Source organism: Pseudoalteromonas sp. SCSIO 43210, from assembly GCF_054133285.1.
This window is the reverse complement of record NZ_CP087225.1, coordinates 3,941,352-3,964,067: the sequence shown is the minus strand read 5'-3', so window position 1 is coordinate 3,964,067 and position 22,716 is coordinate 3,941,352. Positions and strand designations below refer to the sequence as shown.

Annotated in this window: 21 protein-coding genes; 10 read left to right on the top strand and 11 right to left on the bottom strand. The window is 39.3% G+C overall.

What is annotated here, in order from left to right; genetic code table 11:
• Positions 1-51: 51 nt before the first annotated feature.
• The 3 genes from msrA to LOS73_RS17320 form a co-directional block, all read right to left on the bottom strand.
• Entirely contained in the window at positions 52-588 is a 537-nt protein-coding gene (gene msrA, locus LOS73_RS17330) for a peptide-methionine (S)-S-oxide reductase MsrA (RefSeq protein ID WP_457934034.1), read from the bottom strand.
• Positions 589-673: 85 nt separating this feature from the next.
• Complete coding sequence (locus LOS73_RS17325; RefSeq protein ID WP_457934033.1) at positions 674-3,772, bottom strand: efflux RND transporter permease subunit; 3,099 nt, start codon at positions 3,770-3,772, stop codon at positions 674-676.
• A 3-nt stretch (positions 3,773-3,775) separates the two neighbouring features.
• Positions 3,776-4,828, bottom strand: coding sequence for an efflux RND transporter periplasmic adaptor subunit (locus LOS73_RS17320; protein WP_033028981.1), 1,053 nt, complete (start codon positions 4,826-4,828; stop codon positions 3,776-3,778).
• Positions 4,829-5,075: 247 nt separating this feature from the next.
• On the opposite strand from LOS73_RS17320, the gene LOS73_RS17315 reads away from it, so the two are divergent.
• From LOS73_RS17315 to LOS73_RS17290, 6 genes are all read left to right on the top strand, one after another.
• Positions 5,076-5,780 (top strand): DUF2982 domain-containing protein, encoded by a 705-nt coding sequence (locus tag LOS73_RS17315; RefSeq protein ID WP_033028982.1) that lies wholly within the window; start codon positions 5,076-5,078, stop codon positions 5,778-5,780.
• Between the two features lie 33 nt (positions 5,781-5,813).
• A complete protein-coding gene (locus LOS73_RS17310; protein ID WP_007377553.1) occupies positions 5,814-6,146 on the top strand; it encodes a hypothetical protein in 333 nt (110 codons plus the stop codon).
• A gap of 68 nt (positions 6,147-6,214) precedes the next feature.
• The gene (locus LOS73_RS17305; protein ID WP_007377552.1) at positions 6,215-7,855 is read left to right on the top strand and encodes an Lcl C-terminal domain-containing protein; all 1,641 of its coding nucleotides are present in this window, start codon (positions 6,215-6,217) and stop codon (positions 7,853-7,855) included.
• Positions 7,856-7,864: 9 nt separating this feature from the next.
• Positions 7,865-8,383, top strand: coding sequence for an Lcl C-terminal domain-containing protein (locus LOS73_RS17300; protein ID WP_007377551.1), 519 nt, complete (start codon positions 7,865-7,867; stop codon positions 8,381-8,383).
• A gap of 162 nt (positions 8,384-8,545) precedes the next feature.
• Positions 8,546-9,463: an ExeA family protein gene (locus tag LOS73_RS17295; RefSeq protein WP_007377550.1), complete on the top strand. Its 918-nt coding sequence runs from the start codon at positions 8,546-8,548 to the stop codon at positions 9,461-9,463.
• An 11-nt stretch (positions 9,464-9,474) separates the two neighbouring features.
• Positions 9,475-10,512 (top strand): general secretion pathway protein GspB, encoded by a 1,038-nt coding sequence (locus LOS73_RS17290; RefSeq protein WP_342865952.1) that lies wholly within the window; start codon positions 9,475-9,477, stop codon positions 10,510-10,512.
• A gap of 9 nt (positions 10,513-10,521) precedes the next feature.
• Here LOS73_RS17290 and LOS73_RS17285 read toward each other — a convergent pair whose 3' ends face one another.
• On the bottom strand, positions 10,522-11,715 hold the full coding sequence (locus LOS73_RS17285) for an HD-GYP domain-containing protein (RefSeq protein WP_337119955.1): 1,194 nt from the start codon (positions 11,713-11,715) through the stop codon (positions 10,522-10,524).
• 113 nt (positions 11,716-11,828) lie between these two features.
• Positions 11,829-15,632, bottom strand: coding sequence for a bifunctional proline dehydrogenase/L-glutamate gamma-semialdehyde dehydrogenase PutA (putA, locus tag LOS73_RS17280; RefSeq protein ID WP_033028985.1), 3,804 nt, complete (start codon positions 15,630-15,632; stop codon positions 11,829-11,831).
• A gap of 170 nt (positions 15,633-15,802) precedes the next feature.
• Here putA and LOS73_RS17275 point away from each other — a divergent pair, with 170 nt between their 5' ends.
• Positions 15,803-16,285, top strand: coding sequence for a winged helix-turn-helix transcriptional regulator (locus LOS73_RS17275; RefSeq protein WP_033015324.1), 483 nt, complete (start codon positions 15,803-15,805; stop codon positions 16,283-16,285).
• A gap of 54 nt (positions 16,286-16,339) precedes the next feature.
• Here the strand turns inward: LOS73_RS17275 and LOS73_RS17270 are convergent, their stop codons facing one another.
• From LOS73_RS17270 to LOS73_RS17255, 4 genes are all read right to left on the bottom strand, one after another.
• On the bottom strand, positions 16,340-17,176 hold the full coding sequence (locus tag LOS73_RS17270) for a mechanosensitive ion channel family protein (RefSeq protein WP_007377545.1): 837 nt from the start codon (positions 17,174-17,176) through the stop codon (positions 16,340-16,342).
• 38 nt (positions 17,177-17,214) lie between these two features.
• Positions 17,215-17,958: an LrgB family protein gene (locus LOS73_RS17265; RefSeq protein ID WP_033040048.1), complete on the bottom strand. Its 744-nt coding sequence runs from the start codon at positions 17,956-17,958 to the stop codon at positions 17,215-17,217.
• On the bottom strand, positions 17,951-18,304 hold the full coding sequence (locus LOS73_RS17260; protein WP_007377543.1) for a CidA/LrgA family protein: 354 nt from the start codon (positions 18,302-18,304) through the stop codon (positions 17,951-17,953). Before LOS73_RS17260 ends, LOS73_RS17265 begins: the two co-directional genes overlap by 8 nt.
• A gap of 63 nt (positions 18,305-18,367) precedes the next feature.
• Entirely contained in the window at positions 18,368-19,159 is a 792-nt protein-coding gene (locus LOS73_RS17255; RefSeq protein WP_033040045.1) for a crotonase/enoyl-CoA hydratase family protein, read from the bottom strand.
• A gap of 254 nt (positions 19,160-19,413) precedes the next feature.
• Between LOS73_RS17255 and LOS73_RS17250 the strand changes: the two genes are divergently transcribed.
• Genes LOS73_RS17250 through LOS73_RS17240 form a run of 3 tightly spaced genes read left to right on the top strand, consistent with a single transcriptional unit; the run spans position 19,414 to position 21,109 of the window.
• On the top strand, positions 19,414-19,734 hold the full coding sequence (locus LOS73_RS17250) for an HI1450 family dsDNA-mimic protein (RefSeq protein WP_007377541.1): 321 nt from the start codon (positions 19,414-19,416) through the stop codon (positions 19,732-19,734).
• Positions 19,735-19,781: 47 nt separating this feature from the next.
• The gene (locus LOS73_RS17245; RefSeq protein WP_007377540.1) at positions 19,782-20,594 is read left to right on the top strand and encodes a DUF481 domain-containing protein; all 813 of its coding nucleotides are present in this window, start codon (positions 19,782-19,784) and stop codon (positions 20,592-20,594) included.
• A 26-nt stretch (positions 20,595-20,620) separates the two neighbouring features.
• A complete protein-coding gene (locus LOS73_RS17240) occupies positions 20,621-21,109 on the top strand; it encodes a hypothetical protein (RefSeq protein WP_033040043.1) in 489 nt (162 codons plus the stop codon).
• A 41-nt stretch (positions 21,110-21,150) separates the two neighbouring features.
• On the opposite strand, the gene LOS73_RS17235 is transcribed toward LOS73_RS17240, so the two are convergent.
• Together LOS73_RS17235 and ygfZ are read right to left on the bottom strand one after the other, a co-directional pair.
• Positions 21,151-21,636 (bottom strand): FKBP-type peptidyl-prolyl cis-trans isomerase, encoded by a 486-nt coding sequence (locus tag LOS73_RS17235; protein ID WP_007377538.1) that lies wholly within the window; start codon positions 21,634-21,636, stop codon positions 21,151-21,153.
• A 12-nt stretch (positions 21,637-21,648) separates the two neighbouring features.
• A complete protein-coding gene (gene ygfZ, locus LOS73_RS17230; protein WP_007377537.1) occupies positions 21,649-22,560 on the bottom strand; it encodes a tRNA-modifying protein YgfZ in 912 nt (303 codons plus the stop codon).
• Between the last annotated feature and the right edge of the window lie 156 nt (positions 22,561-22,716).

The window sequence follows — 22,716 nt, the reverse complement described above, 5'->3', positions numbered from 1 at the left end:
GACATATGTCGGGCTTTTTAATGTGTGGCTAAGTTTAACTACTCAAATTAGCTAGTCAGCTAAGAACTCTTTAAATACGGTTTCAAACTTGTGTAACTTAGGTGCTATTAAAATACTACAGTAACCCTGCTGTGGGTTTTCGTTATAGTAATCTTGGTGATAATGCTCTGCTGGGTAATACGTAGTGGCAGGGCTGACTTCTGTCACGATTGGCTCAGCAACATGGCTTTGCAGTTGAGCTATCATTTCGTTGGTTTGCTTAAGTTGAGCTTCATCGCGATAGTAAACCACACTTCTATATTGTGTGCCTATATCGTTACCTTGGCGATTCAATTGTGTTGCATCATGCAGTGTGAAAAACATTGCTAAGAGTGTTTCAAAGCTAACTACAGTCGCGTCAAATTCAATTTTAACAACCTCAGCGTGACCGGTTGTGCCTGAGCATACAGAATCATATGTTGGGTTATTTGTTTCACCGTCGGTGTAGCCAGAGCTTACGGTTAGTACGCCATTTACACGTCTAAATGCAGCATCTATACACCAAAAACAGCCGCCACCAAATGTTGCTACTTGCGTTGTTGAGCTCATAAGTATTCCTAAAATGTATATGGGGTTTAAGGGCGAGCATAAATTGTATGCGCCGCAACAACAAGGTTACGGCGCAATTAAGAGGCTAGATCTCTTCGAAAGGTTTTTCAGCAGCTTGTTTGTCTAATTTTTGCTGTAAAAACTCAGGTGATTGAGTGTTACGTGCAAGTGCATAATATGCAGCAGGTACAACAAAAAGCGTTAGTAGGGTCGATACAATAACCCCAGTAAACACGACTACACCTATCACCATACGGCTTTCAGCGCCCGGACCTGAAGCAAGTACTAAAGGTACCGAACTCATAACCGTAGTCAGCGAGGTCATAATAATAGGGCGCAAACGCTGAGTTGCTGCTTGCAAAATAGCTTCACTAAATTCAACGCCTTTATCGCGCAGTTGGTTAGTAAATTCTACAATCAAAATACCGTTTTTAGCACTTAGCCCTATGAGCATGACAATACCTATTTGGCTGTAAATATTTAAAGTAAGTCCTGTAGCCCAAAGTCCGAACATAGCGCCCATTAAACCAAGTGGTACGGTAAGCATAATGACGAACGGATGCATAAAGCTTTCAAACTGCGCTGCCAGTACTAAAAAGGTAACGGTGAGTGCAAGTATAAATACGTAGGTCATCGCTGATGCGCCTTCGTAATAAAGCTGCGACTCGCCTTTGTAATCTACGGCGCCATCTATATCGTTTTCTTGCGCGGCTACTTCGTTTAAAAAGTTAAGCGCTTGCTCAAGCGTATAACCGTCGGCTAAGTTGGCGCTTAATGTAATTGCGCGCATACGGTTATATCGGTTTAAGCGCGATGCGGTTGCTTCTTCTTTTAAGCTGATAAGGCTATCAAGTGGGACTAGTTCACCGCTTCGTGATTTAAGGTATATATTTGAAATGTCAGTAGGGTTAGTAAAGTCTTCTTTAGTCCCTTTTAAAATTACATCGTATTCTTCACCACGGTCAATAAAGGTTGTAACACGGCGCTGGCCAAGCATTGTTTCAAGTGTACGGCCTACATCAGATACAGAAACGCCTAAATCAGCGGCCTTGTTTTTATCTATGCTGACTAAAAATTGCGGAAAGGTTTCTTTATAATCATGATCGATTCTTACTAAACCTGGGTTTTGCTCGGCACGCTTAATTATACGGTCACGCCAATCGGCTAGTTGCGCATAATCATTACCTTGCAATACAAACTCAATTGGGCGAGATGAGCCACCACCGCCGATACCACGGCGCATAATGGCAAATGCACGCACATCGGTAACTTCTTGCATTTTAACGCTTATTTCGTCCATTACTTCCCATGTTGAGCGTTTGCGTTTATCCCAATCGGCCATACCAACAATCGCAACACCGCCGCTGCCACCCCAGCCAGGCACTCGAACAAGTACACGACTTAGCTCACCCGCTTGCGAGTAAGGCATTAAGCGTTCTTCAATTTTAGCCATATTAGCAGCATTATTTTCGTAACTTGCGCCCTCAGGGCCGCTCATCATAATAAAGAACGTGCCACGGTCTTCTTTTGGCGTTAGTTCAGAAGGAACTTGTAAAAACAACGAGTAACTAACAAAGCCAGCTAATAATAAGCTCACCATTAAGCCCCATTTACGGGTTATGTTAGTGGAGAGTGAATTACGGTAACTTACTTCAATTTTAGTAAACTGGCGGTCCATCCATTGGCTAAATTTATTTGGTTTGTCTGATACTTTAAGTACTTTAGAACATAGGGCTGGTGCAAGTGTAAGCGCTGTAACACTTGAGAAAAATACGGCAGCACTTACCGCCATAGCAAACTCAGTAAATAACGCTCCTATACGGCCATCCATAAACACCAATGGCACAAAAACAGATATTAGTACAAGCGTGGTTGCTACTATGGCAAAACCAACTTCACGCGCGCCTCTAAATGCAGCTAGCAACGGCGGCTCACCCAGTTCAATACGACGGTGAATGTTTTCAAGCATTACAATGGCATCATCTACTACTAAACCAATAGCCAGTACTAAGGCAAGTAAAGTGAGTAAGTTGATTGAGTATCCCATTGCTAATAAAAATATAAAGCTACCAACAAGTGCGACCGGTACGGTAATAGCTGGAATAAGCGTTGCTCGTATATTGCCTAAAAACAAAAATATAACGAGTACGACTAAACCCATAGAGATGGCAAGTGTGCTGTAAACTTCACTAATTGATTCTTTAATAAATACTGATGAATCGTAGCTGTCTTGAATTGTAGTGCCTTCAGGCAAGTTTCGTTTGATTTTTTCAAGCTCACTGCGTGCGTTATCTACTACGGTAAGTGTATTTGCTTTAGCTTGTTTTACAATGCCTAGGCCAATCATGTTGCGCCCGTTACCACGAAATAAGCTTTCGTCATCGGCAGCTTCTAATTTTACATCGGCAACTTCACCTAAACGCACTAAATAACCTTCTTCACCTCGTTTAATAACAAGGTTTTTAAAATCGCGCTGATCTTTATAATTACGTGCGGTGCGCACGGTAAAGTCGCGATCTATTGATTCTATTTCGCCGGCGGGTAATTCAACGTTTTCTGTACGCAGTGTATTTTCAATATCGCTTGAGGTAATACCGCGTGCAGCCATTGCTTGGCGGTTTAACCAAATTTTCATGGCGTATTGGCGCTCACCACCAATACGTACATTAGATACACCGTCTACAACGGCTAAGCGATCAACAATAAATCGCTGTGCGTAATCAGAGAGCTGTAACGAGTCCATTGTTTCGCTGTTTAATACAAACCAGGCGATTGGGCTTTCATCACTATTTGATTTAGACACTTCTGGTGGGCGTACCTGATCAGGCAAGCTATCAAGTGCACGTGCTACACGTTCACGTACATCGTTAGATGCAGCATCTATGTCGCGGTTAATATCAAACTCAATGGTAATGTTTGAACGCCCATTACGACTTGATGAGTTAATACTTTTAATACCTTCAATACCCGAAATACGGTTTTCTATTATTTGCGTTATTTTGGTTTCTATAATTTCGGCAGAAGCACCAGTGTATTCAGTGCTGATATTTACAATCGGTGTTTCAATATCAGGGTATTCACGAAGCGGTAACATCGTAAACGCAACTATCCCAAAAGTGAGAAGTAGTAAATTAATTACAATGGCAAAAACGGGGCGTTTAACGCTAGTATCAGTAATTTTCACGTATTACCCCTTTACGCTTACTTTACTTCCAGAGCGAATTTTTATTAGCCCTTCAGTAACAATTTGCTCGCCATCAGTTAAACCTTCGTCGATAGCAACCCAGCCATTATTTCTGCTTGCAACATGTACTTCAACTTTATTGGCTACTCCGTCTTGAATTTGAAAAACAAAGTGTTTGTCTTGTAAAGGGATAACCGCTTTTTCTGGCACCATTAAAGCTTGGTTGCTGCTTAGCTCAAGTGCTGTATTTAATAACATGCCAGGGCGAAGTAACCCTGATTTATTCGCAAAACTTGCTGTTACTTCAACACTGCGTGTTACCGAATCAATACGTGAGCTAATATGCGTTACCTTGCCGTTAAATGTCTGCCCTGGGTAGGCATCGTTTTGGGTAAGTACTTTCATGCCCATGTTTAATTGTGCTAAATATTTTTCAGGCACTTTAAAATCAACTTTAATAATACTAATATCATCAAGTGTGGTGATTATTGTAGCGTTGTTTACGTATGCACCGACTGATATTTCACGTTTACCTAGCAGGCCAGAAAAAGGGGCTGTAATAGTCATTTCATTTAACTTAGTTTTAGCGCTTTCTAGTTGCGCCTCTGTTGCATCAACGCGAGATAGCTGCTCTTCTAACAATGACTTTGCAGTTGATTGAGAGCGTGAGAGTTCGGTTAAGCGGTTGAGTTGACGTTTCTCTTCTTGTAAATTAATGCCAAGCTCTTTAACTGCAAGTTGTTCTTGCTTACTTTGTAGTTGCACTAATTTTTGGCCTTTACTAACTAAGTCACCGTCTTTAAAGTAAATATCTGTGACATAATCGTTTTGGGCACTTTTAATATAAACAGCTTGGTTAGCACGTGCACTACCAATGGCTTCTATCATTACCGCGTTTTCTTGTGATGTCACCGTATGCGCAGATACCTGAGTAGACATTTTAGATAAGTCGGCTTGTTCACCATGGCTTGACGGTAAATATAAGTAAACGCTAAATATCAAAAGTAGCGTAATAATAAATGGAAAAAGAGCTTTGCCTGATTGTCTTGAGTACATCGTTTTCATACCTGAAAATTAATTGTAAGTATTGTACGAAATAAGACCGGAGAAAGGCGGTTATGTGTCTCATAAATTTGTGCGTTAAGCGTAAAAGTTAATGATCCTGATGCAGTGTCCCTCTTTTGTTACATATAAAGTGGTAAATATATGAATTTTAAAACATCCTGTAAGGCTTGTATAACTGCCCGCAAAGTTATTTTATGGGCTATTATTATGTTGATATTTTATATGGTGTTCTATCAGCATGGATAAAAACGATAGAAACCATGTGAAATACAGGGCACAAGGCGCACGTAATGGCATCGAAATATTAATAGTGGGTGCCATTGGGTTGGTGCTTATTATGGGTTTTAATTTATTACGTCCAGATAAAATAAGTATTGTTGAAGTTTTTTTAGTGAGTGCTTGTATCGGTGCTATTTTTATTGGGTTTTTAAAAACCCAAGAACCCTTCTATAGTTTAGTATTAAGTGAATCTAAACTTATATATCAGCATAAGTATGGAGCATGGCACCTTTTTCAAAGTAATTTTAGGTATAGTGGTATACCTAAGGTTGAGGACGGGGTTGAATACATTGAGTTAAATACTGTGGGTATCAAAGTAAATGATATTGATGAGTTTTTAGCAAGTTTATCACCTAGAATTGCAGGGAAACTGCTAATAGAACAACGACATTTATTTATGCAAGCTGTTCAAAAACATTGCAAAAATGGTCATTGCCCATCAGAATGGTTAATAGAAGATACACAGTATATCTCTCAAAGGGGAATAAGCTATAATGGGCTTATAGCTATGTTTGCAAATAGAACAAAGCACCTTCAGCTGTTAACAGGTTATGATTTATTGTTACCTGCCAGTGTATTAGATAGAGATATTTGGGCGTTTAGTGCTAACTTAAATAAGTGGAAGCAAAACCCCAGTCAGTTTATAGCGACGCAGAGTAAATAACGTAAATACTCTAGTGCGGTAGTAGGAATAGTAATGAGTCAAGACAGATCCTTTTTAAAAAGTGGGCGAAATACCATAATACATAAAGATAAAAAACACGATTTAGTGATTGTTAACTCTGAAATTCATCCGCGAATTAAAGTAACACAAAATGGTCTAGAGCCTTTTAAAGAAGAGTTGCCAAAAAATCGACGTGATGCAAAAGATCGTTATTTAGAAATAGTGTATGTTGGAAGCCCAGACGTGTTTGGTGAAGAAAAACAGCTATTGTTCATTCAAGCCTTAGATGGGCGTGAATACAAAGTAGATTACAGTAAAATCGGTACTAAGTTGTTTGTACGTATTCATCAAGATACTTATATGTAGCACTTTAATGGCATCTTTATTGCTTATGATTACACTATAGTAATTATTTGACATAAAAGGTGCTTTGTATGAAAGCGTTTGCTTTAATTCCTCTTATTGCTTTGCTTTGCGCATGTGGGGGCGGTGGTGGCAGCGATGATGCCGATGTAGAATCATCTGTTAATGCTGGAAACGACTTACAAATTATTGAAAAAACCGATTTTTCCATTACAGCACAGGGTTCTCCTGCTGATGGAACTTTTACTTGGCAACAAGTAAGCGGTCCAAGCTTAGATGGCTTTCCGTTAGAGGGAGCAGAACAAACGCTCACCGCACCAGATGTAAAAACTGACAGTGAAATAGTTTTAAGAGTGAGCTATCAAAGCTCCGGCACTAGCGCCGTTAGTGACGACATTTCCATCTCAGTTAGTTCTAATAACCAGCTTCCCCTTGTTACTGTTACACAAACATCGCCTGAAACACTTCCTTCTGTATACAAAGACACGGTCACTTTAAGCGGTCTTGAGTCAAGCGATCCGGATGAAAATGGCCAAATTGATAGCTATTTTTGGCAATTGCTATCGGGGCCTGAGTTAAATATTGCGAGCTTTAATGAGTCAACACTCAGCTTTTCTCATCCATTGCTTGAAAGTAACGTAAATTTATCTTGGCAGTTAACTGTTATAGATGATGAAGGCGGTGAGGCAAGCACTCAATATTCAATGACCCTCAACAAAACAAATGAATTAGTGGATGCAAATGCGGGTGCTGATCAAAATATTGAAGAGTTTGAGCAGGTAACACTTGATGCAACTAGCAGTGAAACCGTAACAGATACATACCAATGTAAATGGCAACAACTTACCGGTAATACCGAAACATTAAGTAATAGTAATCAATGCACAACGACATTTTTTGCCTCAGATGTAGACACCGAGACCACATTGAGCTTTGAAGTAACGGTAACTGACTCAAAAGGACGTACAGACACAGATTCTTTATTTGTAGATGTATCGCCAAAAGCTCTCGGGCTTATAAATGATAGTGGTGTGGGTGAGTGTTATAACAATACCCAGCGTATTAATTGTGAAAGCGATGACTTTCCCGCGCAAGATGCAGAACTTGGCCGCGACAGCTTTGCAAACCGTTTGGATAAAGTAGGTAAAGGTAATTTAGCGTTTGATTATACGAAGTTAAATGAATTTGCCGATGAAGTGTCTGACACCAGCAATAGTTTTAGTTGTATTCGCGATAACGTAACAGGTTTGGTTTGGGAGGTGAAAAGTGTGGCATCTGGCACGGTACCAAATACTTCGTTACGTGATGGTCAAAATCATTATTTTTGGGATGTAGGCAACACGACCTTTACAGATACAAGTTCAGCTAATAGTACGTGCCCTGATAATACAAGTTGTGGTGTACAAAGCTATATAAACGAAGTAAATGACTTAGATTTTTGTGGCGGTACGAACTGGCGATTACCTAGTTATACAGAGCTTTTAGGTTTAATTGATTACGGAAAACAAGGTCAAAGTGTATTAATTGACGAGGCATTTTTCCCTAATATGCCAAGTGAAAGTGCATTAAGCCATTTACGTTACTGGACCTCACAAACAGCAGCTGATGGTACAAGTTTATCGCAAGCGTATATTATTGATATGAGTGATGGTAACGATCTTGCTTATCCAAAAGAAAATACTGCTTATGTACGTTTAGTTAGAAGTCGTTAGGAGAAAATAATGAAATTAAAATTACTCTATGCAATAGCAACTATAAGTTTGAGCTTTAATATTGCAGCGGCGCAAACGTGCTACGACGGTGCAGATACCACAACACCGACAGATAGATTTACTATAAATGCAGATGGCACAGTGTCTGATAGCGAAACTGGCCTTATGTGGCAACGCTGTAGTTATGGGCAGACTTACAATACAGAGACACAACTTTGTGAAGGCTCAACACCTTCTCTCACTTGGCAAGAGGCACTACGTGGTGCTAAAAATGATACAACCGCAGATTACGATGATTGGCAAATGCCTAACATTAAAGAATTGGCGAGTATTTTAGAGCACAGTTGCACAGAGCCGAGTATTAATGAAACTGTATTTTTTGGCACTAAGCTTCAAAATTATTGGTCAAATACATCGGGTGTGAGCACAATGAGCTCTGCATGGGTCTATCAGTTTGATAGTGGCCTAAATAGTTTGCATGCTAAAACAAGTAATGTGTATTTACGATTAGTGCGCTATGAAAAATAAAAAAGTGTAAATTTAAAGATATAAAGCGCAACTTTAAAACAGCTGCGCTTTTTTGTTTTTCATAAATTTACGTTATTTCAATAATAAAGCACTCACAGTGTTGTCACTTAGGGGCTTTTTTTGCCATTATAGGCCGTGATTTAATTATGAAGGAACATCACGGTGTATTTAAGCTATTTTGGCCTGAATGAAAAACCTTTTTCTATCTCGCCTAACCCCCATTACTTGTTTTTAAGTGAACGGCACAAAGAAGCCTTAGCGCACCTTACCTATGGATTGGGTGAAGATGGTGGCTTTGTATTATTAACGGGCGAAGTGGGCACCGGAAAAACCACGATCACTCGCAGTATGCTTGAGCAATTGCCTGAAAATACCCAAGTCGCAATGATCCATAATCCAGCACTTTCGGAGCTAGAGTTATTAGCCAGTATTTGTGATGAGCTTAATATTAGTTACGATACTAATAATTCGACGCTTAAAAGCCTTACCGATATTATAAAAAAGCATTTAGAGACTAATAATAAATCGGGTGGTCACACCATACTTATCATTGATGAGGCACAGTTACTTGCTCCTAATGTGCTTGAGCAATTGCGCTTGCTGACAAATATAGAAACCGATCATAAAAAGCTATTACAAATAGTGCTTGTGGGCCAACCTGAACTCCAAGAGCTTTTAAAGCGCAATGAATTAAGACAACTTGCTCAGCGAATAACAGCTCGTTACCATTTATTGCCGCTTACGCAAGGCCAAACCGTGGCTTATATAAAGCATCGTTTGCACGTTGCAGGGTGCGATAAAGGGATTTTTTCGATGGATGCTATGCAAGCAGTTCATCAATTAACGGGTGGTGTGCCGCGCCTAATGAACTTGGTGTGTGAACGTGCTTTAGTGGGCACATTTGCAAAGCAGCAGTTGATAGTTGATGGCGATATAATAAAAAAATCAGCACATGAATCATTACCAATGGATTTTGTAGCGCCAGTTAATGAAGCGAACAAGGGAACATCATTTGTATCATACAGCTTTGCTTTCGCTACTTTATTTGCCGTAGGTATTGGGCTTTCATTTATTTTATAGTTAGGTAAGTTATGTCTTATTTATTAGATGCGCTAAAGCAGTCGCAGCAATCAGATATGAGTGCTGAGCAGTACGACTTGCAATCAGAGCAGTTAAAACAACAACAAGCACTCAAGCGTTATAGACGATTAGCATTAGTTTTTGGTACAAGCTTAGGTGCTTTTATTGCTGTCGCTGGTGGCTTTACCGCCGGAAAGTGGTTTCAAAGTTCTACCTTATTAAACGCAGCGGGACCCGCTGTAATTAAGGTGGTGGAAAGCAAAAAATCATCGCCTAACAAAGACGTTAAAGAGGAAGATGCTGAAGCTGAAAAACAGCAAGTAGCTAAGTTAGAGCCTGCAAAAGTAGCTCCAACAAATACTGCAACAATTGAAGGTCAACTTGTGCATGTGCAAACCCCCAATGGTGTACAGCAAATGTTATTAACCCCAAATGGCCAGTATATTCCTATGCCGTCGAGCCAGATCACGAGCGCAGCAGGTTATAATCAGCAAAATATGCAACAAGTAATGCCGGTTCAAAATTATAATCAGCCAGCGTTTAACCCACAAAATAATTACAATCCAAATAATGCACAAAACACTTCGGTATTCGGGCAAAATCAAAATACCGCTTCGGCTCAACTAGATATGAGTAAATATAAAGTACTGGGTAAGCCAATTAATGGTAGCAATCAATCTCAACAAGTGAGCTATCCTGAACTTGATGACGTGCCTACAACACTTAAAAATGCATTTGCGCAAGCGATACAAGATGTCGAAAAAAATCAAGATTATGAAGTTACTCAAGCATCAAAAACGTCATCACGTGTTGAGCCTGTGGAGCTACTGCCTGATGGTTTGCAATCAATGTTGCCTAGTATTAAATACCAAGCGCATATTTATTCATCCAGTGCTGATAAACGTTGGATAAAGTTAAATGGACGAGAGCTACATGAAGGAGAGAGTATTGGTGCGCTAACGGTTAGAGAAATAACACCAGAGCAGAGCGTCCTTGATTTTGATGGTTACGAGTTTAGTTTAAAAGCATTGCAAGATTGGCCGCAATAAGCGACCACTCTATGGCAGTATTGAATTTTTATAAAAACGTTCTAAATCAATATTATATTCTTTTGGTTTAACAGTTGATTCAAGGGTATCTAAAGTCTTTTTATTAGCTAAATCGATATCTTGTACTTCCGTATAACGGCTGTGTTTAGCGCTGTAAAATGTTTTTACTATCGGTTTTAGTGGCGATGCAGGGTTGCTTTCAGTCACTAGTCCGACTTTTTGGCTTGATAACCTTACTAAAGTCCCAACCGGGTGAATACCAATGCATTGAATGAATTTAGTAAGCAGCACAGGGTCAAAACTATCGGGGCAGCCTTCTTTTAATATTTTAAATGCTTTAATAGGTTCCATGCCAGCTTTATAAACGCGTTCAGCGGTTAATGCATCATAAACATCAACAATTGAGGCCATGCGCACATATTGGCTTATTTCATTGCCTTTTTTACCAAACGGATAACCTTTGCCATCCAAACGCTCATGATGCATACCAGCAATATCAACAGCGATTCCTTTTAAGCCAGACCCTTCTAAAATTTCTTTACTAAAAAGGGAATGTTTTTTCATTATTTCGAATTCAGCGTCGCTAAAACGACCCGGTTTATTGAGAATTTCGTCAGGTATTTTTATTTTACCAATATCATGTAACAAAGCACCTGTTGTTAATTGTTCGATAATCTCTTTATCTATTTCTAAGTGCTTAGCAAAAATACTCATTAAAATAGAAACATTAATAGAGTGCTCAAGTAAATAAGCATCTTTTTGACGCATTTGTGTAAGGCACGCTAACGCATCTTGATTTCTAAACACTGAATCCATAAAGCCACTTGCAAGCTCTCTAAAAGGGGCTATATCTATTTTTCGGCCAGCTTTTATTTCTTTAAATGCTTTGAGTTGAAGTGTTTTAGCTTCGTCATAAAGCTTTTTAGCTTTGCCCATTTCTTGTTCTGCACTGTGTGCTTTTTGCCAAGGGTCTCGTTTGATTTTTACTGCAGAAGTGCTTTCTAGCTCTTTTTCAGGAACTGTATTGACAAGGGTTTTATCAGGATCTATTTCTACTTCTAAGATCCCTGCTTTTTTTAGCTTATCAATATCCGCTTGAGTTTTAACCCAGCCTTGGCTTTTAACTTTAATGCGACCTGTTTGCTTAGTAACATGTTGTACAAACATACCTGGAAGTAATTGTGAAATAAGAATGGTTTTCAATTTATTAACTTATATAGTTTGATTAACTATAAAGTAACAAACTTTACGCTATTTACATAGTAAAAAGGCACCATTAGGTGCCTCTCGTGTCTATTAAGAAATTAGTTTTCTAATTACTCATCATCTTCAACAAGCGTCATTAGTGATGTGTTACCACCTGATGCTGTTGTATCAATACTGATTGTTTTTTCAGTAATAAGACGTTTGATTAACGTATCGTAATACTCAGAGCTAATTACTGGTAAAATAGCACCTTTACGCTGTGCTAGCTGCTGGCTAAAGTAGCCTAAGCGAGACGAGCGAGCAGCAACTACTGCACCTGCTAAATGAGGGTGAGCCAAGATAGCTTGTAACTGATTAGGTTTAGCAACTTGGAAAACACCTTCAGCAACACCTGTAGAGATAAATTTATCTTTAAAGGCAACAGCTTCATCATAAAACAGCTCAGACGCTACAGTAATTACCGTATTACCTGCGGCAATAGCGGTAATGATAGACAATGCCCAGAAGTTAAATGATGTGCTCTTATCTGCATAACACACGACACAACCACGCGCTTCTAGATGAAGTGTATTAGACTCACCCGTTGGCCCAGGCAGGGTAGTAAATTTACGCATGTGCTTTTCAAGGCGGTTAAGCTGTGCACGAGCTTCTGATAGTGTTAATGCCAAATCGTCTGCTAAATCGTCGATAATTTCTACCGTCGCGATTTTAGCAAGCAACTGACGTACAGCCGAAACACGGTCATTTAGCGGTGTTGCACGCCAAATCTTTTCATCGCGCATTGAGTTAGCCATTAGCTTTTTAACTTGTTCATTTGCACCGCTGTAGTGGTGTAAATCAAGCTCATCTGGCGTCAGGTTTGTCATTTGCACGTTATCTGGTGATGCCTTTTCTTTTACTAAACGTTGAAGGTAGTTAGGGCCACCGGCTTTAGGGCCAGTACCTGATAAACCACGGCCACCAAATGGTTGCACACCAACAATAGCACCAATCATGTTGCGGTTAATGTAAACATTACCCGCACGTGACATTTTAGCAAGGTATTCACAGCGCTCTTCAATACGTGAATGTACACCCATTGTTAAGCCATAACCTGTGTTGTTAATTTGATCCATCACATCATCAAGTTCGCTCGATTTAAAACGCACAATATGAACACATGGGCCAAATACTTCACGTTTAAGTACTGATAAGTCCTTAATTTCATATAAACGAGGCGCAAAAAAGAATGCACCATTTAATGTATTATCAGGAATTTTGCACTCGTAATGCAGTGTTGCATTACCTTTTAAGTACTCAACATGGTCGTTTAAGTTTTTAAGTGCTTTTTCATCAATTACAGGGCCTACATCAGTTGATAGTAACGATGGATCGCCAATGTGTAACTCAGCTAGAGCCCCTTTAAGCATATCGATGATGCCATCAGCTACGTCTTCTTGAATAAATAGAACACGAAGAGCCGAACAACGTTGCCCAGCACTTTGAAAACCAGAGCTGATCACATCGTCAACTACTTGCTCAGGAAGCGCCGTTGAGTCAACAATCATACAGTTTTGGCCACCAGTTTCTGCAATTAACGGAACTTGAATATCGTTACGTGCAGCAAGTGTTTGAGAAATTAATGTGCCTGTTTCAGTAGAGCCGGTAAACATAATTGCTTGAATGCGTTCATCAGGAACAATTGTTTTACCTACTTCACTACCACGAGCAATAACCGGTTGAACAACATGTTCAGGTAAGCCAACAGACAGCATTAGTTCAATTGCACGAAGGGCAATTAAGCTTGTTTGTTCAGCAGGTTTTGCTATTACTGTGTTACCTGTAACAATGGCAGCAGCAACTTGGCCTAAGAATATTGCAAGCGGGAAGTTCCACGGGCTGATACATAAAATAACGCCACGGGCTTCAAAGCGTTCATCTTGCGATAACTCTTCAGCGCGCGCCGCGTAGTAACGACAAAAATCAACCGCTTCACGCACTTCATCAATACCGTCTTGTGCTACTTTACCCGCTTCTTTAATACAGATAGCGACTAGTTCGTCGTGATGACGCTCTAAAATATCAGCAACGCGACGCAGTAAATTTGCACGTTCTTTTACTGATGTTTGCGACCATGATTCAAAAGCTGCTTCTGCGTTAGCCAGTAATACTTTCATCTCTTCGCCAGTTTGTAATTTAACGTGGCCGATGATTTCTTTATGATTCGCTGGATTTTTAACGGCTAATGAGCCTTCAGGTACTTGGCTTTGCTCAATTAAATGCTCATTAAACCAGCTTTCAAGATTCTCTTTGAAAGGGGTAATAACGTTAATGTCGGTTAAATCCATGCCTTTAGAGTTAGCACGTTCTTCACCGTATAAATTAATTGGCATTTTAATTTGCGTATTATACTTGTTACGTAAGCCTTGTAGTGTTTCTACAGGATCTGGTAATAGCGATTCAACAGGTTTAGATGTATCTACAATGGCATTTACAAATGATGAGTTAGCGCCATTTTCTAATAAACGACGAACAAGGTAAGCAAGTAAATCTTCGTGTTGACCAACAGGGGCATATACGCGGCACTGAATTTTTTCTTCGTTAACGATTTGATCGAATAATGATTCACCCATACCGTGCAAGCGTTGGAATTCAAAACCAGTGTTGTCGCCTTTTGCTACTTCTAAAATAGTCGCAGCAGTGTAAGCGTTATGTGTAGCAAATTGCGGATAAAGCACATCGCGCGCTTCAAGCATTTTAATTGCACATGCTTTGTAGGAAACATCGGTTGTGGCTTTACGTGTAAATACGGGGTAGTGATCTAAACCATCTTGCTGTGTGGTTTTAATCTCTGTATCCCAATAAGCACCCTTAACTAAACGTACCATCATTTTACGACCAACGCGGGTCGCAAGCTCGGTTAGCCATTCAATTACAAAAATAGCACGTTTCTGGTACGCTTGAACCGCTAAACCAAACCCTTGCCAATCACCAAGATCTTCATCACTGAATACCGCTTCAATTACATCTAATGAAATATCTAAACGGTCAGCTTCTTCGGCATCAACGGTAAAGCCGATATCGTATTTTTTAGCGGCAAGAGCAAGTTCTTTTAACTTAGGGACTATTTCTTCCATCACACGGTCTTTATGAGTGAACTCATAGCGTGGATGAATAGCAGAAAGCTTAACTGAAATGCCAGGGCTCTTAATTGGACCACGACCATTAGCCGCTTTACCAATTGAGTGTATAGCATTCATGTAGCTGTCAAAGTAACGCTTCGCATCTTTCATTGTGCGCGCGCCTTCGCCTAGCATATCGTAAGAATACACATAACCTTTTTGCTCTGTATCGGCAGCACGTTCAATTGCTTCGTCAATGGTACGGCCCATAACGAATTGCTTGCCCATAATTTTCATAGCAAAGTTTACAGATTTACGAATAACTGGCTCACCTAAACGACCAATGGTCTTTTTAAGCATACCAAACTGCTGTTCTTTCGTTTTGTCTGTGTAGTTAACCATTTTACCGGTAACTAATAATCCCCAAGAAGACGCGTTTACAAATAAAGAATCGCTGCTTCCTAAATGAGAGCTCCAATCACCTTTGGCCAATTTGTCGCGAATAAGTACATCTTGAGTTGCTTTGTCTGGTACGCGAAGCAGAGCTTCGGCCAAACACATTAATACAACACCTTCTTCACTAGAGAGTGAAAATTCATTTAAAAGTGCGTCAACACCGCCTTGTCCATCTTGCTCTTTACGAATGTTTAAAACAATCTGGCGGGCTCTTTCCCATGCACGGCTTCGTGCTTTTACGCCCACTTCTGCAAGCGGTAAAATATGATCGATAACCGCATTTTCGTCTATGCGGTAAAAGTCACGAATTTTCTGTCTAATAGGACAGTTAGTAGTTAAATCGCCGTTGAATAACATAAGCAACCCTCAGGAGTGTTTAGGATTTAAAGTAAAATTAATTACCAATAAATTATCAGTGATATTGTGAGTGCATTCTAATTAAAATTCCGCAGAATATGCTGGTTAAATTTCGCGATTTACGATAATTTACAGGGCATAAATTTAACTTATCCGCATAAAATTCTGTTATGACAATTCCAAATAGATTACGCATGCTAGATCGTATCGATTTAGCCATACTAGACGTTCTACAAAAGAACGGCAGAATTTCTAATGTTAACCTGGCAAAACAGGTTAACTTGAGCCCTAGCCCATGCCTTGATCGTGTTAAACGTTTAGAGCAAGAGGGCTACATAGAAGGCTATTATGCAAAACTTAGTGAAGCTAAGCTAAATCAAAGCTTAGTTGCTCATGTGCAAGTTTCGCTTGTTACCTCAAATACAGCCGTATTTAAAGTGTTTAGAGAGCATATTTTAAAAATTAAGCAAGTGGTTGAATGCGACATGGTTGCTGGTGGCTATGATTATTTATTAAAAATACGCGTGTCTAACATGGAAGAGTATAGACAAGTATTGGGGGATTTAGTTGATATACCGGGAGTCGGTACGCACCACACTTATATGGTGATTGAAAAAATTAAACAAGACGATGGTTTACTAATTGATATTTAGTTTGTTCTAAAATGTGTGAGCTTGCGGCTAAGCAGGCTCACACTTAAAACTAAATTAACTTTCTAAACCGTTTTTATTAATTGTAATAACGCGTTGAGGAAATGGAATTTCAATCTTAGCGTTGTTAATTGCTTTATAAACACCGCCGTTAATAGCCAGTTTGGTTTCGATAATTTTAGTAGTAGGCACCCAATATCTGTAGCTGATTGTAACACCGCTATCGGCAAAACGTTCAATACCGACCTGCGATAATGGGTTTTGTGCGACCAGTTTGTGCGCTTTAAGTACCTCTTCAATAAGACTAATGGCGCTATCAGAACATGCACTATAAGCTATGTCTATTTCACCTTTGACCAATGAGTAACTAAACGAGTTGTGAAGTATTTCGCCCACAATATGTTTATTTGGAATAGTAATTTCTACTTTTTCTTCATTGATTAAAATTGTGTAGCCAAGCTCAATTGTTTTAACTTGGCCGCTTACATTTTTAACTTCAATAGTATCACCAACAACAAAAGGTCGAGTGGCTATAATGGCAAGGCCTGCACCATAGTTAGAGAGCATTCCTTGTAGTGCTAAACCTGCACCTAAAGACGCAGCACCAATAGCTGCTACAAATGGCGTAACGCTGATACCTATTTTGCCAAGTGCAATAATTATAACCATTACAATTAGCAGTACTTTTACCACGCTACTGACAAAGTTAGTGAGCGTAATGTCAACATTATGGCGGGTCATTAACGCAGCTACAAATTTGGCAAGCTTTTGCGCTATCCACAAACCAATGAGGACGATAAAAATAGCACCGACAATTTGCATACTGTAGGTAACCATATACTCAGTAAGCATGGTGTAATATTTTTCAAACTGTTCGATTTCAGAACTGATCATAAAGCGCTCTATGTTAGGGCTATGTTGTATTTTTCCAACTATAGCAAAATGTTGACTAAAAATGGATATAACAGCGGTACTATAATCGCTGTTAGTAAAGCGCTTAGCGCCATTGCAACCGATGAGTAAGCGCCAACTTTTGGATGCTCGGCAATAGCAGCGGCAGTCCCAATTGCATGACAAGCTGTGCCCATGGCAACGCCTTGAGATTCGTGATTAAAAATATTAACGAGTTTAAAAAGCATAAAACCAAATAAAGCCCCTAGTAAACCAATAAAAATAACTAAAGCTGCAGCAAGTGAACTGATTCCACCCAATGAATCAGTGACGATTAAAGATATAGGTGTAGTGACACTGAGTGCGGCAACAGATGCACTTAGCTGCGCTGGCGCATTAAATAATATGCTTAGCAAAAATGCCACAACGGTTGCGTTAACAATACCTAAGCTACATGTTGCGACTATAAGTAATAGATTTTTTCGTACGTGTGTAAACTGCTGATATAAAGGAAGCGCTAAAGCGACAATTGCGGGCTCTAATAACCAGCTTAGTAATTTGCTGTGCGTGGCAAATTGCGTATAAGGCAAATTTAGATTAACGAGGAATAAAGCGATAATACTAATACTTAAAAATACGGGGTTGGTGAGCGATTTTAATACGCTATTTTTTATACTTTGGTTTACGGCCCTTAGTGCTAAAAACAATGCAATTATAAAAGGAATACTTAGCCACCATAAATTGGGCTGTAGCTCTGAAATAGCGGAAAAAGTAAAATCAGTCATTATTTTCTTTTCCCTTAAAGTACGCAATTACACTGCTAACAAGCAATAAGGTAGTTATAGGAACTAGCAACACAACTGATGCTAAAAATGCCCAGTGCGATTTTATAAGGCCGAGATGTTCAATAAATCCCACACCCGCAGGAATGAAAAATATAGGCATAATATTTAAAATAGGGGAGGCGCATGGTTTTACATGTTGCTCTTTTACAATACCCGATAAGAGTAAAACTAATAAAATAACCATAGCGAGTAACGGTGCAGGAAAGCTTCCACCAATAAAGTGCATAATGAGTTTAGCGCAGGCTAAACATAGTAAAATAATAGCGCTACTGAGCAGATATTTCATCAAAGTGGCTCACAGAAAAGATAAGAGCTTAACTTTAACAAATCAAACTCTTTTATGCATTGTCTACCAGTGCTTTGTATCTGCGTAGGTTATGTCCGCTTTTCCTTTTGCTTTAGCAATTGCTTTTTTAGTGTTTGGGTTTAGCAATAAGCGAATTTGGCTGAAGGTTTCTTTAGCGAGTATTTTTCGTTGGTTTGGTTTATAGCTAAGTTGTGTAACACGTTTAATAGCAGCAAGCGTATCGGGTGAGCGCTCGAGTAATGTATTGAGCATGTTTTGCGTGGCTTGTTGAGTATCATCGGTAAGCTGAGTAACCAAACCTAGCTCATTTGCTTGTTGTGCTGTGATTGGGTTTGCGTGGCTTGCAAGCCAAAGTGCTTGGTCACGCTTAACTAAAGCGCTCATGATTACATTTGCGCCCATATCGGGGCACAGCCCCCAGCGTGCTTCCATAATGGCAAGCTTGGCATCAACATGAACAATCCTGTAATCGGCACCTAGTGCTATTTGTAAGCCCCCTCCTAAACAGTTGCCATCAATTTGTGCAATAACAGGAACGCTTAGTGACTGCCAGCCTAATACTACTTTTTGCGCTAAGTTTTGATTGCCAGGTAACCATTTGAGCAATAATTTTATAATATTCAATGGTGCCGCCATGACAGCTGATATATCAAGGCCTGCACAAAAATGCTCGCCATCGCCTTTTATTACTACAGCACGAATACTGCGATCTCTTTTTATGCTTTTAATGGCTTTGTTTAACTCTACAAACATTTGAAAGCTTAATGCGTTTTGCTTTTTTGCTCTACTAAGCGTGACGGTAGCAATGCCATGTTGTTTTTCTAGTTTTATCATTACACACTCCTCTGACCTGTTACTTGAGCTTATGTTGTTAAGTTAATTAAGTAAAGAGAGAAAGTTTTTACACAAAAAATGAATTAATTGAGTAATTCAAAGTCTTATATTGTTGATCTTGCTAATAACAATATAAATATTTCGAAATGAGTGCAGTGATGATAAAAAAGTAAGGTATTTAAGCGTTTTTTTATCTATATAGATGCTAGTTTTGTTATTATGATGTCACTTAAAAGCTTAGAGGTTAATCACTCATGTCTGGCCCACGTTTACACACGATAGAAGAAGCAACTCATCAAGCCTATGATATTTTTTTAGAGCTAGCGCCAAATAACTTGAGCGATAAAGATGTTGAAGACTTTAATCAATACCGAGAAGATCTTGGCTTTATTGAAGAAGATGAGCCAGATGACCAATGGCAAGATTTTGTGGCACTTGAAATTGAACCAGAGCACTTTATTCAAGTGTTAGTCGGTTTAGAATTTGAAAATGAAGATGCCTTATTTGCAAAAATTTTAATTAGTCGTGATAAAGACGCGCCGTTTTGTCATATTTTATGGAAAGAAAGTGAATAAGCCCATATGGCTTGTTTGTTTATAATTGTGTGCAAGAGAGCGTATTTGTGCGTAAGTATTTATTTTTAATTCTCTTATTGATTAGTAGCCCAAGCTGGGCTGTTGATCCTTTTGAAGATTTTCATGAATATGGACAGCTTTCGGATGAAGAGATCCATGAGTTACACAAAGGTGAAATGCTTTATGGGGATACTGAGTTTGGCTTTATTCTTAGCAAAGGCAACGCTAATTCGACCAGTTTTAAGCTCAAAGGTAATTTATATCAAGACTTTGAGAAGTGGCGTAATCAATTCAAAATAGACTCCCTTTATAAGCGCGATGAAAACGATGAAACAGGCGACAGCGATGTAACAGCTAATCGTGTGTTTGTCTCTGCACAGGGTAATTATAAAGTGGGTGTGAAAAACTCATCCTTTTTTATTTACGGCGATTACGAAGAAGATGAATTTAGCGGCTTAGATTTTAAAAGCACAATCGCAACCGGTTACGGTACTCGTGTATATCAAGGTGTTAAAAACAAAGTTGATATTGATGTAGGACCCGGTTTATATCGCTCCGTTGCTGATGAAGAGTCAGATGTAAGTGAGGACGATATAAATAAAACGGGTTATTTAGTCAGAGTTGCAATGCAATGGGAGCGTTTGGTTTCTAAGCGAACTCGTTTTAATCAAGATGTCAGTGTAGAGCAATCGCTCTCGGGTCTTAATTCTCGTTTTAAATCAGAAACAGCATTAATAAGCCAAGTCGTTGGTGCTGTATCACTTAAGTTTGCGTATATGTACCGTTATAATTCAAAACCCGAGGATGATAAACTTAAGTTTGATTCAGAGCTTAGTGCAACCTTGGTTTATAACTTTTAAGTATTTATTTAATTTTAGAGAGTGTTATGTATCAGCATAAGCAGTACGCGGTGTTCATTTTTTTTGTATTAGCATGGATAGGCGGATTTGTTGCACTAGCGTGGAACTTATTAGGTGCAGATGGACCTTTAATGATATTTACTGGTATTTTAGTGCTGGTGGGCTTTTTGTTTCATGGCTTAACAGTAAAAGTTGATGATAATAAAATAAGTTGGGCGTTTGGGCCTGGTGTTGCTGGGCAAAGTATTTTGCTTAGCGAGATTACTGAAGTAAAAGCAGTACAAAATTCATATCGCCATGGTATAGGTATCCGTATTACTCACGATGGTTGGGTGTATACAGTATCTGGTTTTAGTGCAATACAGCTAACGCTTAAGGATGGCACTATGTATCGTGTAGGTACAAACGATCAAAAAGGTTTACTAGCCGCATTGAAAGAAAAGAAAGTATCAATAGCACTTCCTAGTAAGAAAAAAAGCGAAACTGAAGTGGTTAAGCGCAACAATATGATATAAAAAAAGCGCCTTAGGCGCTTTTTTATCTGCTGTATACAATATTAGTGGTCGTGGCCACACCCACCTTCGCCATGTACGTGGCCGTGAGTTAATTCGTCTTGTGTTGCATCACGCACTTCTAGAATTTCTACATCAAAGTTAAGTGTTATACCTGAAAGCGGGTTATTACCATCTACAATCACTTCTTCATCTTGAATATCGATGATCATTACTGATTGGTCGCCATCATCTGTTGATGCACGAAATTGCATGCCAACTTCAATTTCCATACCTTCAAACATTGATTTAGGTACCGCTTGCATTAGGTTGTCGTGGCGCTCGCCGTAACCTTCTTCAGGTTCAACCTTTACGCTAAGCGTGTCGCCTGGTTGCTTGCCCAGCAAAGCATTTTCTAGGCCTGAAATTAAATAGCCTGTGCCAATGATAAAGTGTAGCGGCTCACCACCGAACGAGTTATCAATGCTATTGCCATCATTATCCATTACCGAATAATGCATTTTTACCACTTTGTTTGCCGCAACGATCATAGTCATTCCTATTTATTCATCTTCAAGAGAGTAGGGTAGAGGCAGAATGCTTAGCTCCACCTGAGGTGTGTGTTTTGCACGAAGTACCTGAGTTACATCAGTATCGTTTGGCAACACAACGAGGCCTGTTAGTTTATTTGTTTGCTCATCAAAACTTTGCGTTATAAGTTTACCCGCACGGCGCCAGTTTTCGCCTAATTGGGTTTCTAAATCAGGCTCTGAAAGAATCCCTTCGCTTTGTCCTGAAACGATATACATTGCGCGTTTATTCTTACCAAGGTATTTCATACGGGCCACAGTTTCTTGACCTGTATAACATCCTTTTTTAAAGCTAATGCCACCAATAGCTTGTAGGTTAACCATCTGCGGAACATATTCCCCAATAGCTTCACTACTTAATTGTGGTTCGCCGGCTAAAATTGCTGCTTGTTTCCAGGGCGCATCGTTATCAAGAGTCGATATATTATCAGGAATACTAAATTGGCTATCAACCATCAATAACACGCGATTATCTGCTAACTTTAATGCTTTACCATAACTAAAGTCGCACGCAGTAGCATCGTCTTCAAATGTTATACTAAGCTGAGCAAGTACGTCTGTTAAGTCATCGCCGATTAAGCCAATTAAACGCTCAGAGGAGACATTTATATCGACCTTTGCAAATACAGCGTATTTTTTAAGTTCAACTAACGACTTTTCTACTTCGGCTGCGCTGCCTGTAAGGTAATAGTTATCTTGATAAGAAAATAATTTAAATACACCCCAAAGCTTTCCTTTGGCACTGCAATGGCCAGTCCATAAATAGTTACTGCTGGTTAATTTATTGAGATCTTGAGTAATTTGCCCGTGCAAATAAGATAATTTATCAGCACCGCTAAGGCTAATAAGTTGATGAGATAACGGACATGCATAAACGCTCGACATAAAAACCTTCTTTGCAATATAAATGAAGTGACATAATAACGTAGTTGTTACGTATGGTACAGACAAGCGCTAATTGGCGTGGATTATTATTTTAATCGGCGATTAATAGCTGATAAGTTGACACGCATTTGTTAAACTCGAGTCAATTAAGTATGA

Bases quoted from the DNA above. Each gene is read 5' to 3' on its own strand.
- msrA (WP_457934034.1), bottom strand. From the start codon at position 588: ATGAGCTCAACAACGCAAGTAGCAACATTTGGTGGCGGCTGTTTTTGG.
- LOS73_RS17320 (WP_033028981.1), bottom strand. From the start codon at position 4,828: ATGTACTCAAGACAATCAGGCAAAGCTCTTTTTCCATTTATTATTACG.
- LOS73_RS17315 (WP_033028982.1), top strand. From the start codon at position 5,076: ATGGATAAAAACGATAGAAACCATGTGAAATACAGGGCACAAGGCGCA.
- LOS73_RS17310 (WP_007377553.1), top strand. From the start codon at position 5,814: ATGAGTCAAGACAGATCCTTTTTAAAAAGTGGGCGAAATACCATAATA.
- LOS73_RS17305 (WP_007377552.1), top strand. From the start codon at position 6,215: ATGAAAGCGTTTGCTTTAATTCCTCTTATTGCTTTGCTTTGCGCATGT.
- LOS73_RS17300 (WP_007377551.1), top strand. From the start codon at position 7,865: ATGAAATTAAAATTACTCTATGCAATAGCAACTATAAGTTTGAGCTTT.
- LOS73_RS17290 (WP_342865952.1), top strand. From the start codon at position 9,475: ATGTCTTATTTATTAGATGCGCTAAAGCAGTCGCAGCAATCAGATATG.
- putA (WP_033028985.1), bottom strand. From the start codon at position 15,632: ATGTTATTCAACGGCGATTTAACTACTAACTGTCCTATTAGACAGAAA.
- LOS73_RS17275 (WP_033015324.1), top strand. From the start codon at position 15,803: ATGACAATTCCAAATAGATTACGCATGCTAGATCGTATCGATTTAGCC.
- LOS73_RS17270 (WP_007377545.1), bottom strand. From the start codon at position 17,176: ATGATCAGTTCTGAAATCGAACAGTTTGAAAAATATTACACCATGCTT.
- LOS73_RS17265 (WP_033040048.1), bottom strand. From the start codon at position 17,958: ATGACTGATTTTACTTTTTCCGCTATTTCAGAGCTACAGCCCAATTTA.
- LOS73_RS17260 (WP_007377543.1), bottom strand. From the start codon at position 18,304: ATGAAATATCTGCTCAGTAGCGCTATTATTTTACTATGTTTAGCCTGC.
- LOS73_RS17255 (WP_033040045.1), bottom strand. From the start codon at position 19,159: ATGATAAAACTAGAAAAACAACATGGCATTGCTACCGTCACGCTTAGT.
- LOS73_RS17250 (WP_007377541.1), top strand. From the start codon at position 19,414: ATGTCTGGCCCACGTTTACACACGATAGAAGAAGCAACTCATCAAGCC.
- LOS73_RS17240 (WP_033040043.1), top strand. From the start codon at position 20,621: ATGTATCAGCATAAGCAGTACGCGGTGTTCATTTTTTTTGTATTAGCA.
- LOS73_RS17235 (WP_007377538.1), bottom strand. From the start codon at position 21,636: ATGATCGTTGCGGCAAACAAAGTGGTAAAAATGCATTATTCGGTAATG.
- ygfZ (WP_007377537.1), bottom strand. From the start codon at position 22,560: ATGTCGAGCGTTTATGCATGTCCGTTATCTCATCAACTTATTAGCCTT.